General features: G+C 61.4%; 13 protein-coding genes. All 13 read left to right on the forward strand.

The features are described 5' to 3' along the window. Positions 1-3 precede the first annotated feature (3 nt). Positions 4-1,395 (forward strand): sigma-54-dependent transcriptional regulator, encoded by a 1,392-nt coding sequence (locus tag AC193Q_RS00600; RefSeq protein ID WP_121184341.1) that lies wholly within the window; start codon positions 4-6, stop codon positions 1,393-1,395. Positions 1,396-1,522: 127 nt separating this feature from the next. After that, positions 1,523-1,852, forward strand: a complete 330-nt coding sequence (gene fliE, locus AC193Q_RS00605; RefSeq protein ID WP_003222869.1) for a flagellar hook-basal body complex protein FliE — start codon at positions 1,523-1,525, stop codon at positions 1,850-1,852. Positions 1,853-1,867: 15 nt separating this feature from the next. Next, positions 1,868-3,655, forward strand: a complete 1,788-nt coding sequence (fliF, locus tag AC193Q_RS00610; protein WP_121184343.1) for a flagellar basal-body MS-ring/collar protein FliF — start codon at positions 1,868-1,870, stop codon at positions 3,653-3,655. Then, complete coding sequence (gene fliG / locus AC193Q_RS00615; protein WP_007920042.1) at positions 3,648-4,667, forward strand: flagellar motor switch protein FliG; 1,020 nt, start codon at positions 3,648-3,650, stop codon at positions 4,665-4,667. Before fliF ends, fliG begins: the two co-directional genes overlap by 8 nt. A gap of 4 nt (positions 4,668-4,671) precedes the next feature. Next, positions 4,672-5,478 (forward strand): flagellar assembly protein FliH, encoded by an 807-nt coding sequence (gene fliH, locus AC193Q_RS00620; RefSeq protein ID WP_121184345.1) that lies wholly within the window; start codon positions 4,672-4,674, stop codon positions 5,476-5,478. Further along, positions 5,468-6,826 carry a flagellar protein export ATPase FliI gene (gene fliI / locus AC193Q_RS00625; protein WP_047292537.1) on the forward strand — a complete coding sequence of 453 codons (1,359 nt, stop codon included), beginning with the start codon at positions 5,468-5,470 and terminating at the stop codon, positions 6,824-6,826. Before fliH ends, fliI begins: the two co-directional genes overlap by 11 nt. 6 nt (positions 6,827-6,832) lie before the next feature. Then, entirely contained in the window at positions 6,833-7,285 is a 453-nt protein-coding gene (gene fliJ / locus AC193Q_RS00630; protein ID WP_047292539.1) for a flagellar export protein FliJ, read from the forward strand. A gap of 153 nt (positions 7,286-7,438) precedes the next feature. After that, on the forward strand, positions 7,439-7,744 hold the full coding sequence (locus AC193Q_RS00635) for an STAS domain-containing protein (protein WP_047292541.1): 306 nt from the start codon (positions 7,439-7,441) through the stop codon (positions 7,742-7,744). A 5-nt stretch (positions 7,745-7,749) separates the two neighbouring features. After that, positions 7,750-9,453, forward strand: coding sequence for a fused response regulator/phosphatase (locus AC193Q_RS00640; RefSeq protein WP_121184347.1), 1,704 nt, complete (start codon positions 7,750-7,752; stop codon positions 9,451-9,453). A gap of 30 nt (positions 9,454-9,483) precedes the next feature. Further along, entirely contained in the window at positions 9,484-9,831 is a 348-nt protein-coding gene (locus AC193Q_RS00645; RefSeq protein ID WP_121184349.1) for an Hpt domain-containing protein, read from the forward strand. Between the two features lie 106 nt (positions 9,832-9,937). Further along, on the forward strand, positions 9,938-11,329 hold the full coding sequence (locus tag AC193Q_RS00650) for a flagellar hook-length control protein FliK (RefSeq protein ID WP_121184351.1): 1,392 nt from the start codon (positions 9,938-9,940) through the stop codon (positions 11,327-11,329). Between the two features lie 225 nt (positions 11,330-11,554). Then, positions 11,555-12,058 (forward strand): flagellar basal body-associated protein FliL, encoded by a 504-nt coding sequence (fliL, locus tag AC193Q_RS00655; RefSeq protein ID WP_041072981.1) that lies wholly within the window; start codon positions 11,555-11,557, stop codon positions 12,056-12,058. 9 nt (positions 12,059-12,067) lie between these two features. Beyond that, the gene (fliM, locus tag AC193Q_RS00660) at positions 12,068-13,036 is read left to right on the forward strand and encodes a flagellar motor switch protein FliM (protein WP_003222890.1); all 969 of its coding nucleotides are present in this window, start codon (positions 12,068-12,070) and stop codon (positions 13,034-13,036) included. Positions 13,037-13,064: the final 28 nt, after the last annotated feature.

A 13,064-nucleotide genomic window follows, 5' to 3' on the forward strand; every position in this document is an offset into this window, starting at 1 on the left:
GTCATGGGCATCAAGGTTTTGCTGGTCGAGGATGACCGCTCGTTGCGCGAAGCGCTGGCCGACACGCTGTTGCTGGCAGGCCACGACTACCACGCGGTCGGCAGCGCCGAAGAGGCGTTGCAAGCGGTTGAGCGCGAAGCGTTCAGTCTGGTGGTCAGTGACGTCAACATGCCCGGCATGGACGGCCATCAACTGCTTGGACTGTTGCGCGCCCGGCAGCCGCAACTACCGGTACTGCTGATGACCGCACATGGCGCGGTGGAGCGAGCGGTCGATGCGATGCGCCAGGGAGCGGCGGATTATCTGGTCAAGCCGTTCGAGCCCAAGGCTCTGCTGGACCTGGTTTCGCGGCATGCGCTGGGCTGTGTCAGTGTGGCTGATAGCGACGGGCCGGTGGCGGTCGAGCCGGCCAGTGCGCAGTTGCTCGACCTGGCGGCGCGGGTGGCGCGCAGCGATTCCACAGTGTTGATCTCCGGCGAGTCCGGTACCGGCAAGGAAGTACTGGCGCGTTACATCCACCAGCAATCTCACCGTGCGAGCCAGCCGTTCATCGCGATCAACTGCGCGGCGATTCCTGACAACATGCTTGAAGCCACGCTGTTCGGTCACGAGAAAGGCTCATTCACCGGCGCCATCGCGGCGCAACCCGGCAAGTTTGAACAAGCCGATGGCGGCACCCTTCTGCTCGACGAGATTTCCGAAATGCCCTTGGGCCTCCAAGCCAAGTTGCTGCGTGTGCTGCAGGAGCGTGAAGTCGAGCGTGTCGGTGCGCGCAAGCCGATCGCGCTGGATATTCGCGTGGTCGCGACCACCAACCGCGATCTGGCTGGCGAAGTGGCGGCGGGGCGCTTCCGTGAAGACCTCTTTTACCGTCTGTCGGTTTTTCCTCTGGCGTGGCGTCCACTTCGCGAGCGCACTGCCGATATCTTGCCGCTGGCCGAGCGGTTGCTGAACAAACACGTCAATAAAATGAAGCACGCGCCGGCGAAGCTGTCGCCAGAAGCCCAGGTTTGCCTCACTGGTTATCCGTGGCCGGGCAATGTGCGTGAGCTGGATAACGCCATTCAACGGGCGCTGATTCTGCAGCAGGGCGGTTTGATCCAGCCCCAGGATTTCTGCCTGACGGGCGCGGTGACGTTTGGTACTGCGCCGTCCGTCGTGCCGGTGCAGCCGCTGGTGCGCGAGATCGAAGTCGAGGCTGAATCCGCCGGTGCGCTGGGCGATGACCTGCGGCGCCGGGAGTTTCAGATGATCATCGATACCCTGCGCACCGAACGCGGCCGGCGCAAGGAAGCAGCGGAAAAACTCGGTATCAGCCCGCGAACCCTGCGCTACAAGTTGGCGCAAATGCGCGATGCCGGGATGGACGTCGAAGGCTATCTGTTCGCCACGTGAGCGGTGGAGCGAATGTTTGAAAGTGCTTTTCTGAAAGGCTGCCCGATAGCTGGCACCCTTGTTGCTAATACCTGTGTACCCGCCGAGTGAGTGTCAAAAAATTGCGGGCCGCCCAAGAGAGTAGACCATGAGCCAAGGTATTGAATTTAATCGGTTGATGATGGACATGAAGGCCATGAAAATGGACGCCATGGCCACGCCGAAATCGACTGCCGCCGTCCCTGAACTGGCAGGGAGCAGCTTTTCCGACATGCTCGGTCAGGCCATCAACAAAGTCAGCGATACCCAGCAAGCATCGACTCAGTTGGCCAACGCATTTGAAATCGGCAAGAGCGGCGTCGATCTGACCGACGTGATGATCGCCTCGCAGAAAGCCAGCGTGTCGTTCCAGGCTCTGACCCAGGTGCGCAACAAACTGGTTCAGGCTTATCAAGACATCATGCAGATGCCGGTTTAAGGACGAGATTGAGTCATGGCAGAAGCAGTCGCCGATAACGTTCCGGCCAAGGCCACCCCGATAGACGGCAAACCGCCGCTGTTCGGCCTGTCCTTCCTGGAAAACCTCTCCGAGATGACCATGCTGCGTCAGGTGGGCCTGTTGGTCGGCCTGGCTGCGAGCGTGGCGATTGGCTTTGCCGTGGTGCTGTGGTCGCAGCAGCCGGATTACCGTCCGTTGTACGGCAGCCTTGCCGGCATGGACGCCAAGCAGGTCATGGACACCCTGGCCTCCGCCGACATCCCTTACACCGTCGAGCCGAACTCCGGCGCCTTGCTGGTCAAGGCTGACGACCTGTCCCGTGCGCGGATGAAACTCGCGGCCGCTGGTGTCACTCCCAGCGACGGCAACATCGGTTTCGAAATCCTCGACAAGGAACAGGGGCTGGGCACCAGCCAGTTCATGGAAGCGACCCGTTACCGTCGTGGCCTCGAAGGCGAACTGGCACGCACCATCTCCAGCCTGAACAACGTCAAGGGCGCCCGCGTGCACCTGGCGATTCCGAAGAGTTCGGTGTTCGTGCGTGATGAGCGCAAGCCAAGCGCTTCGGTTCTGGTCGAGTTGTACTCCGGACGTTCGCTGGAGCCGGGTCAGGTGGTGGCGATCATCAACCTGGTGGCGACTTCCGTGCCTGAACTGAGCAAATCGCAGATCACCGTCGTCGATCAGAAGGGCAATCTGCTCTCCGATCAGGCGGAGAACTCCGAAATGACCATGGCCGGCAAGCAGTTCGATTACAGCCGCCGCATGGAAAGCATGCTCACTCAGCGCGTGCACAACATTCTGCAGCCGGTGCTGGGTAACGATCGCTACAAGGCTGAAGTCTCGGCCGACATCGATTTCAGTGCCGTCGAATCCACCGCCGAGCAGTTCAACCCGGACCAACCGGCGTTGCGCAGCGAGCAGTCGGTCAATGAGCAACGCACCGCCAGCAATGGTCCGCAAGGTGTCCCGGGGGCGCTGAGCAACCAGCCGCCGGCGCCGGCCTCGGCACCGCAAACCACCGGTGGCGCGCAAGGCTCTACCGGCATGGTTCAACCCGGTCAGCCACTGGTGGATGCCAACGGTCAGCAGATCATGGACCCGGCCACCGGCCAGCCAATGCTCGCACCGTACCCGGCGGACAAGCGTCAACAATCCACCAAGAACTTCGAACTGGACCGTTCCATCAGCCACACCAAGCAGCAGCAGGGTCGCCTGAATCGTCTGTCGGTGTCGGTGGTGGTCGATGATCAGGTCAAGGTCAATGCGGCCAACGGGGAAACCACCCGCGCGCCATGGAGCGCCGATGAACTGGCGCGCTTCACCCGTCTGGTGCAGGACGCCGTTGGCTTCGATGCCAGTCGTGGTGACAGCGTCAGCGTGATCAACATGCCGTTCTCCGCCGAACGCGGTGAAGTGATTGCCGATATTCCGTTCTACTCCCAGCCATGGTTCTGGGACATCGTCAAACAAGTGCTGGGTGTGTTGTTCATCCTGGTGCTGGTGTTTGGTGTGCTGCGTCCGGTGTTGAACAACATCACCGGTGGCGGCAAAGGCAAGGAGCTGGCCGGTCTGGGCAGCGACGTGGAACTCGGTGGCATGGGCGGCCTGGACGGCGACCTGGCCAACGACCGCGTGAGCCTCGGTGGTCCGCAGAGCATTCTGTTGCCGAGCCCGAGTGAGGGTTATGACGCACAACTGAATGCAATCAAGAGCTTGGTGGCCGAGGATCCGGGTCGCGTGGCTCAGGTCGTGAAAGAGTGGATTAACGCAGATGAGTGATAACCGAGCCGCAACCGTCAAACTGAACAAGGTCGACAAAGCCGCGATTCTGCTGCTGTCCCTGGGTTCGACCGATGCCGCGCAAGTGCTGCGCCACATGGGCCCGAAAGAGGTTCAGCGGGTGGGTGTGGCCATGGCTCAGATGGGCAACGTCCATCGCGAGCAGGTCGAGCAGGTCATGAGCGAATTCGTCGACATCGTCGGTGATCAGACCAGCCTCGGCGTCGGCTCCGACGACTACGTGCGCAAAATGCTCACCCAGGCGCTGGGCGAAGACAAGGCCAACGGCCTGATCGACCGCATCCTGCTCGGTGGCAACACCAGCGGCCTCGACAGCCTGAAATGGATGGAGCCGCGCGCCGTTGCCGATGTGATCCGTTACGAACACCCGCAGATCCAGGCCATCGTCGTCGCCTACCTCGACCCGGATCAGGCCGGTGAAGTGCTCGGCAACTTCGACCACAAGGTGCGCCTGGACATCATCCTGCGCGTTTCATCGCTGAACACCGTGCAACCGGCTGCGCTGAAAGAGCTGAACCAGATTCTCGAGAAGCAGTTCTCCGGCAACTCGAACGCCTCGCGCACCACCCTGGGTGGCATCAAGCGTGCGGCGGACATCATGAACTTCCTCGACAGCTCGATCGAAGGCCAGCTCATGGACTCGATCCGCGAAGTCGACGAAGACCTGTCCGGTCAGATCGAAGACCTCATGTTCGTGTTCAACAACCTGGCCGACGTCGACGACCGCGGCATCCAGGCGCTGTTGCGCGAAGTGTCCTCGGACGTGCTGGTACTGGCCCTCAAGGGCTCGGACGAAGGCGTCAAAGAGAAGATCTTCAAGAACATGTCCAAACGTGCGGCCGAACTGTTGCGCGACGACCTCGAAGCCAAAGGCCCGGTGCGCGTCAGCGACGTGGAAACCGCGCAGAAAGAAATCCTCACCATTGCCCGTCGTATGGCCGAAGCCGGCGAGATCGTGCTCGGTGGCAAGGGCGGCGAGGAAATGATCTAAGCCCATGGACAAGCATGACGAGTCAGTGACGGATCTGATCCGCGCCCGCGATGTCCGTGGTTTCGAATCCTGGGCGCTGCCCAGCTTCGATCCGCCGAAACCGGAACCCGAGCCGGAGCCGGAGCCCGAACCGCCGGAAATGGAAGAAGTGCCGCTGGAAGAAGTCCAGCCACTGACTCTGGAAGAACTCGAAAGCATCCGTCAGGAGGCTTACAACGAGGGCTTTGGCATCGGTGAGAAGGAAGGTTTTCACAGCGCCACGCTCAAGGTGCGTCAGGAAGCCGAAGTGGCGCTGGCGGCAAAACTGGCCAGCCTCGAGCAGTTGATGACCCACCTGTTCGAGCCGATTGCCGAGCAAGACACCCAGATCGAAAAGTCGCTGGTTGACCTCGTGCAACACATCACCAGACAGGTGATCAAGCGCGAACTGGCGATCGATTCCAGCCAGATCGAACACGTCATGCGCGACGCGCTCAAGCTGCTGCCGTTGGGCGTGGACAACGTGCGTCTGTACGTCAATCCACAGGACTTCGAGCAGGCCAAGGCCTTGCGCGAACGCCATGAAGAAACTTGGCGCATCGTCGAGGACGAGTCGCTGATGCCCGGTGGTTGCCGGGTTGAAACCGCGCACAGCCGCATCGACGCGAGCATTGAAACCCGCATCACCCAGGTCATGGGCAAGCTGTTTGACCAGTTGCACGAACAGTCTCTGCACCCGGCTGCGCCGGATCTGAGTCTGGACATTCCTGAAGAAATCCCATCGGCGGCTGCGCCGCAAGCGCCGCTCGCGGACACCCCCGATGCGCCTTGAACGCACCAGTTTCGCCAAGCGCCTCAGCACCTATGCCGACGCCACTGACATCGCTGGCGCGCCGATTCTTGAAGGCCGTCTGCTGCGCATGGTCGGCCTCACCCTCGAAGCCGAAGGCCTGCGCGCCGCCATGGGCACACGTTGCCTGGTGATCAATGACGACAGCTATCACCCGTCCCAGGTGGAAGCGGAAGTCATGGGGTTTTCCGGCAGCAAAGTCTTCCTGATGCCGGTCGGCAGCGTCGCCGGCATTGCCCCGGGCGCCCGTGTGGTACCGCTGGCGGAAACCGGTCGTCTGCCGATGGGCATGAGCATGCTCGGTCGCGTACTCGACGGCGCCGGACGCGCGCTGGACGGCAAGGGCGGGATGAAGGCTGAAGACTGGGTGCCGATGGACGGCCCGACAATCAACCCGCTCAACCGCGACCCGATCCACGAACCGCTGGACGTCGGCATCCGTTGCATCAACGGATTGCTGACGGTCGGGCGTGGTCAGCGTCTGGGTCTGTTCGCCGGTACCGGTGTCGGTAAATCGGTGCTGCTGGGCATGATGACCCGCTTCACCGAGGCCGACATTATCGTCGTCGGCCTGATCGGTGAACGGGGTCGCGAAGTGAAAGAGTTCATCGAGCACATCCTCGGTGAAGAAGGCCTCAAGCGTTCGGTGGTCGTCGCCTCGCCGGCGGACGATGCGCCACTGATGCGTCTGCGCGCGGCCATGTACTGCACGCGCATCGCCGAGTATTTCCGCGACAAGGGCAAGAACGTCCTGTTGCTGATGGATTCGCTGACCCGTTTCGCCCAGGCCCAGCGGGAAATCGCCCTGGCCATCGGCGAGCCGCCAGCGACCAAGGGTTATCCGCCCTCGGTGTTCGCCAAACTGCCGAAACTGGTGGAGCGCGCCGGTAACGCGGAAAAGGGCGGGGGATCGATCACCGCGTTCTACACCGTGTTGTCCGAAGGCGATGACCAGCAGGACCCGATTGCCGACTCGGCGCGGGGCGTGCTCGACGGCCACATCGTGTTGTCCCGGCGTCTGGCCGAGGAAGGTCATTATCCGGCCATCGACATCGAAGCCTCGATCAGCCGGGTGATGCCGGCGGTGGTCTCGGCGGAACACATGCAGCGTGCGCAGTACTTCAAGCAGCTGTGGTCGCGCTATCAGCAGAGCCGCGATCTGATCAGCGTCGGCGCTTACGTCGCCGGTGGCGATCGCGAGACCGATCTGGCGATCAATCTGCAGCCGCAACTGACCCGCTACCAGCGGCAGGGGCTGAACGACAAGATCAACATGGGCGAGAGCCAAGCCTATCTGGAAACCCTGTTCGCGCCTGCGGCGGGCGGGTAACCGGCCATGGCCGTGAGTCGCGCCGCACGTCTGGCACCGGTGGTGGAAATGGCCGAACAGGCCGAAAAAACTGCCGTCCAGCGTCTGGGATACTTTCAGGGCCAGGTCAAGGTGGCTGAAAGCAAACTCGCCGACCTCGACGCCTTTCGTCTGGATTATCAGGAGCAGTGGATCGTGCGTGGCAGCGACGGGGTTTCCGGACAATGGCTGCTGGGGTATCACGGCTTTCTCGCGCAACTGGACACTGCGATCGACCAGCAGCGGCAAAGCCTGGTCTGGCACCAGAACAACCTGATCAAGGCGCGAGACGCCTGGCAGCAGGCGTTTGCCAAGGTCGAAGGCCTGCGCAAACTGGTGCAGCGCTACCGCGAAGAGGCGCAACGCCTCGAAGACAAGCGCGAGCAGAGATTACTGGACGAGTTGTCGCAGCGTTTGCCGCGGCACGATCCTCTTGAATAATGTCAAAAGTTCACAGCCTTCGGCAGCTCCTGCAGGTGATTGATGTAGGAGCTGCCGAAGGCTGCGATCTTTTGATCTGGCTTCCAGCCTTGCCCCAACCCTGTCCAAGTGCTAAACCTTGTACACGTTCGTCAATGACAAGGAAGCCAGTCAATGTCAGTCGTTACAGAAGTCTCTCCGGATGGCCAAAAACTGACGATTTCGGTCAGGGGGCGGTTCGATTTCGGGCGCCATCAGGAATTTCGCGAGGCCTATGAGCGGCTTAACCACAAGCCTGACTCCATCGTGGTCGATCTGAAGGATGCCACCTACCTAGACAGCTCCGCGCTGGGCATGCTGCTCCTGCTGCGCGATCACGCCGGCGGCGACGACTCGGACGTGCGGGTGGTCAACAGCAACTCCGACGTGCGCAAGATTCTCGCCATCTCCAACTTCGACAAACTGTTCGACATCAGTTGACGGTCATGCAGGCACAAGAGCCGCTGACGATCCTGATCGCCGAAGACAGCGCCGCCGACCGGTTACTGTTGTCGACCATCGTCCGGCGTCAGGGGCATGAAGTGCTGACCGCCGCCAATGGCGCCGAAGCGCTGGAATTGTTTCGGCGCCAGCCGCCGCACCTGGTGCTGATGGACGCAATGATGCCGGTGATGGATGGCTTCGAAGCGGCGCGACAGATCAAGGCGCTGGCGGGGGAAACCCTGGTGCCGATCATCTTCCTGACCTCGCTGACCGAAAGCGAAGCGCTGGCGCGCTGTCTGGAGGCGGGCGGCGACGACTTTCTGGCGAAGCCGTACAACCAGGTAATCCTTGCCGCCAAAATCAAGGCGATGGATCGCTTGCGTCGTTTGCAGGCCACGGTGCTGCAGCAGCGCGACCTGATTGCCAAACATCACGATTACCTGCTCAACGAACAGCGCGTGGCCAAAGCGGTGTTCGACAAGGTCGCGCATTCGGGTTGCCTGAGCGCGCCGAATATTCGCTACCTGCAATCGCCCTATGCATTGTTCAACGGCGACCTGCTGCTGGCGGCCTACACGCCGGCCGGCGACATGCATGTACTGCTCGGTGATTTCACCGGCCACGGTCTGCCGGCGGCGGTGGGGGCGATGCCGTTGGCCGAAGTGTTTTACGGCATGACGGCCAAAGGTTACGGCCTGGCCGAAACCCTGCGCGAGATGAACGCCAAGCTCAAGCGCATCCTGCCGGTGGACATGTTCTGCTGCGCGACCATGCTTTGCCTGAGCTTTCAGCGCCGTACTGTGGAGGTGTGGAACGGCGGCATGCCCGATGGCTATCTGCACCGGATCGCCACGGGCGAACGGCTGCCGCTGCCGGCGCGGCATCTACCGCTGGGGGTGCTCAGCCCGCAGGCGTTCGACGATCGCACCGAAGTGCAGGCCATGGCGGCAGGGGACCGAGTGTTCCTGTTGTCAGACGGCGTGATCGATACCACTGACGCCGATGACCGGTTGTTTGGTGTCGAGCGTTTGCAGCAACTGTTTGCCGCCAATCGTGAACCGGACAATCTGTTCGCCGAGATCGAGCAGGCCTTGCACGCATTTCGTGGCGAGCCCCGCGACGATGTGAGCATGGTCGAGATCAGTCTGCTGGAGGCGGCGCAGGTGGTGCCGTCGGCGCCGGTGTATTCCGACAGTGGCCAATCCTGTCCGCTGGACTGGTCGGTAAGCTTCGAGTTTCGCGGTGCGACGCTCAAACGCTTCAATCCGTTGCCATATTTGCTGCAATTGTTACTGGAAGTACATGGCTTGCGCACCCAGGGTGGCGCAATCTACAGCGTGCTTGCCGAGCTGTATTCCAACGCACTGGAGCATGGCGTGCTGGGACTCGATTCCAGCCTCAAGCGTGATGCGGCCGGATTCGCTCGCTACTACGAGCAGCGCAATGCACGACTCGAGGCGTTGCAGGACGGTTATGTGCGCGTGCATTTGCAAGTCAGGCCGCAAGGTGCCGGTGGTTGCCTGGTCATCCGCGTCGAGGACAGCGGCAAGGGGTTTGACGTGGCGCGCGTGATGGAGCGACCGCTGGACGGCGTCCGTCTGTCGGGGCGCGGCGTCAGCTTGATCCGGCAATTGGGGCATAACGCCAGTTGGTCGGACGAAGGTCGCAGTGCTTGCGTAGAGTTTTTCTGGGAGGTTAGGGCATAATTCGCCGATTCTTGATCAAGGAGTGAACAAGTGACTGACCAACATGTGGATCGCGAAGTACTCGATGCGTTGCGCGAAGTGATGGAAGACAGCTATCCGGATTTGCTGGATACCTTCCTGACCGATTCTGAAAGTCGCTTGCATCAATTACAAAAGACCGCCGACGCCAAGGTGTTGGCCGAGGTCGCCCATAGTTTCAAGGGCAGCGCCAGCAACATGGGTGCCGTGCGACTGGCGACGCTCTGTCAGGCGCTCGAGGCGGACGCCAGAAACAAAAGTCCCGCCGAAATCGTCGATCTGGTGGCGAACATCAGCAGCGAATTTGCCGATGTGCGACCTGTCTACGAAGACGAACGCCAGCACGCCATCACGCATTGAATCCTGCCGTCCGGCGCTTTTCGCCAGCGCCGGACAAAACTGGCCCGACACTTGCAGTAATCCCCGTCAACTGTACCTACGATCCCAGTGCAGCGGAGACCGTGTCATGCCTGCGACCCCCAATGTTCTTCTTCAATCTGCCGCCCAGGCCAAGGCGCAAGCCGCTGCTGCCAAAGCGCCGGTCATGGCCGCAGACACCGGGGACAAGGCCTCAAGCTTCGCTCAGGTGTTCGCCGATCAAGGCCCGAAAAAATCGCTGGCGAGCGCTGACAGTTCGCTGAAACCTTCGCGCGACAAGGTTGCCGACAACAGCGACAAGAAAGATTTCGGCAAGGACAAGTCTGCCGCCACACAACCGGCCGTTGCCGATAGCGGCAATGCCTTGCCTGCCGACAAGACCGCTTCGACTGCATCCGATGATCAGGCGGCCGCTGACAAGGCTGCCACCGATGCGGCCGCTGATAGCGCGCAGACGCCAGTGGCAGACACCACCCCGGTAGATCCGGCGCTGGATCCGGCGCTGGCGCAAACCGTGCAACCGCTGGTGACTGCACCGGCGGTGCCCGCGCCAGTCGCTGCAACACCGGAGCCGGTCAAGGCCGAGACGCCGGTCGTGGCTGCAACCGTTGCGCCAGCCGTGGTCAAAGACCCGGCGGCAACCGATAGCGCTTTCGACCCGGCGGCCGATCCACTCGATTCGCTGCCGGCGGTGCGCATGGCGATGGAGCAGGGCGGCCACATTTCCGCCAGCAGCCAGGCACAACCCAAAGCTACGCCGGCACAGACCCAGGCCGACGGTGAATTGACTTCAGCGCAGAATTTCGCCGCTGGCATGGCCAGCATGCTCGATGTGCAGGCCGACAAGGACAGCACCAGTCAGAACGGCGAGAAAGCCTTCAGCGGTCTGATCGACGATGGCCTGAAAGATCTGAAGGCTGCCACCAGCGACACCCGTGTCGATGATTTCGCCAACCGTCTGGCGGCGCTGACTCAGGCGGCTACGCCGAAAACCGCGAACGCGGTGCCGGTGAATCAACCGATCGCCATGCACCAGAGCGGCTGGACCGAAGAAATCGTCAACCGCGTCATGTACCTGTCCAGCGCCAATCTGAAGGCGGCGGATATTCAATTGCAGCCGGCAGAGTTGGGACGCCTGGACATCCGCGTGAACATGGTGCCCGACCAACAGACTCAAGTGACCTTCATGAGCGCACATCCAAGTGTGCGTGAAGCGCTGGACGGCCAGATGCATCGCCTGCGTGACATGTTTACCCAGCAGGGCATGGGCCAGGTTGACGTCAACGTCTCTGACCAGAGTCGTGGCTGGCAGGGTCAGCAGGGTCAGGAACAGGCGCAGCACGGTCAGAGCGGCCGTACCAGCGCTGCAGGTGGGCGTCTGGATTCGGCGGAAGAAGAATTGGCGCCTGTGAGCGTGGCCGAAGCCGCTGCACAAACCACCAGCGTGATCGGCAGCAGCGCCGTCGACTATTACGCCTGATTCAAGGTGTTCACAAAAACCTGTGGGAGCTGGCTTGCCAGCGATGGCGGCGGCACATTCAGAACCAATGTGTCAGACCAATCACTATCGCTGGCAAGCCAGCTCCCACAGGGCTTGTATCGATTCATGCATCCCGCTCCTCCAACGCTCCGACACTTCTGGCATAACACTTGCTCTTGCCTTGCCGTGCGACTGTGAAAACCCGATTAGTGACGGATTATTGGCATGGCGAAGAGCGAAGCAGCAGCTGTAAAAGACCCCGCGACCAAAGGCAAACTCAAGATGATCATCCTGATCGTGGTGGCTCTGCTGCTGGCGATCGGTGTGTCCGTGGGCGCGACCTGGTACTTCATGCACAGTGCTCAGAGCAAGCCTGCCGCCGCGGCCGAGACCGCGCCGGTCGGCAAGCAGCCGGCGATTTTCGAGCCGATGGCGCCGGCGTTTGTCGCCAACTACAACCAGAACGGCCGTCAGCGCTACATGCAGGTGAGCATCACCATGCTGGCGCGTAACCAGGCCGATCTGGACGCGCTCAAAGTGCACATGCCAGTGATCCGCAACAACCTGGTGATGCTCTTCTCCGGTCAGGATTTCGCCACACTGGCGACCCCGGTCGGCCAGGAGATGTTGCGCCAGAAGGCCACAGCCAGCGTCCAGGAAGTGGCGCAGAAAGAGCTGGGCAAAGTGGTGATCGAACAGTTGCTTTTCACTAATTTCGTACTGCAGTAGGAACACGACATGGCCGTGCAGGATCTGCTGTCCCAGGATGAAATCGACGCGCTGTTGCATGGCGTCGACGATGGTCTGGTACAGACCGATAACGCTGCCGAACCCGGCAGTGTCAAAAGCTACGACCTGACCAGCCAGGATCGCATCGTCCGTGGACGCATGCCGACCCTGGAAATGATCAACGAGCGTTTTGCCCGTTACACCCGCATCAGCATGTTCAACATGCTGCGCCGCTCGGCGGACGTTGCCGTCGGTGGCGTGCAGGTGATGAAGTTCGGCGAATACGTGCACTCGCTGTACGTGCCGACCAGCCTCAACCTGGTCAAGATCAAACCGTTGCGCGGTACCGCGCTGTTCATCCTCGACGCCAAACTGGTGTTCAAGCTGGTGGACAACTTCTTCGGCGGCGACGGTCGTCACGCCAAGATCGAAGGGCGTGAATTCACCCCGACCGAACTGCGTGTGGTGCGCATGGTGCTGGAGCAGGCGTTCGTTGATTTGAAAGAAGCCTGGCAGGCGATCATGGAAGTCAATTTCGAGTACATCAACTCGGAAGTGAACCCGGCCATGGCCAACATCGTCGGCCCGAGCGAAGCGATCGTGGTCTCCACCTTCCACATCGAACTCGATGGCGGTGGCGGCGATCTGCACGTGACCATGCCGTACTCGATGATCGAGCCGGTGCGCGAAATGCTCGATGCCGGTTTCCAGTCGGACCTCGACGATCAGGACGAGCGCTGGGTCAACGCCCTGCGTCAGGACGTGCTCGATGTCGACGTGCCGATCGGCGCCACTGTGGCCCGCCGCCAGTTGAAACTGCGCGACATCCTGCATATGCAGCCGGGGGATGTGATCCCGGTGGAGATGCCGGAAGACATGATCATGCGCGCCAACGGCGTACCGGCCTTCAAGGTCAAGATGGGCTCGCACAAAGGCAACCTCGCGTTGCAGGTGATCGAGCCGATCGAGCGGCGCTGAAGCGCCGCTCTCACCCCCACGCATTTAA

Source organism: Pseudomonas sp. F2 (assembly GCF_057174385.1).

What these genes read in the sequence shown, in the direction of transcription:
- AC193Q_RS00635 (WP_047292541.1), top strand. Translation starts at nt 7,439, where the DNA reads ATGTCAGTCGTTACAGAAGTCTCTCCGGATGGCCAAAAACTGACGATT.
- fliE (WP_003222869.1), top strand. Translation starts at nt 1,523, where the DNA reads ATGAGCCAAGGTATTGAATTTAATCGGTTGATGATGGACATGAAGGCC.
- fliI (WP_047292537.1), top strand. Translation starts at nt 5,468, where the DNA reads ATGCGCCTTGAACGCACCAGTTTCGCCAAGCGCCTCAGCACCTATGCC.
- fliF (WP_121184343.1), top strand. Translation starts at nt 1,868, where the DNA reads ATGGCAGAAGCAGTCGCCGATAACGTTCCGGCCAAGGCCACCCCGATA.
- AC193Q_RS00640 (WP_121184347.1), top strand. Translation starts at nt 7,750, where the DNA reads ATGCAGGCACAAGAGCCGCTGACGATCCTGATCGCCGAAGACAGCGCC.
- fliH (WP_121184345.1), top strand. Translation starts at nt 4,672, where the DNA reads ATGGACAAGCATGACGAGTCAGTGACGGATCTGATCCGCGCCCGCGAT.
- fliL (WP_041072981.1), top strand. Translation starts at nt 11,555, where the DNA reads ATGGCGAAGAGCGAAGCAGCAGCTGTAAAAGACCCCGCGACCAAAGGC.
- AC193Q_RS00650 (WP_121184351.1), top strand. Translation starts at nt 9,938, where the DNA reads ATGCCTGCGACCCCCAATGTTCTTCTTCAATCTGCCGCCCAGGCCAAG.
- AC193Q_RS00600 (WP_121184341.1), top strand. Translation starts at nt 4, where the DNA reads ATGGGCATCAAGGTTTTGCTGGTCGAGGATGACCGCTCGTTGCGCGAA.
- fliM (WP_003222890.1), top strand. Translation starts at nt 12,068, where the DNA reads ATGGCCGTGCAGGATCTGCTGTCCCAGGATGAAATCGACGCGCTGTTG.
- fliG (WP_007920042.1), top strand. Translation starts at nt 3,648, where the DNA reads ATGAGTGATAACCGAGCCGCAACCGTCAAACTGAACAAGGTCGACAAA.
- fliJ (WP_047292539.1), top strand. Translation starts at nt 6,833, where the DNA reads ATGGCCGTGAGTCGCGCCGCACGTCTGGCACCGGTGGTGGAAATGGCC.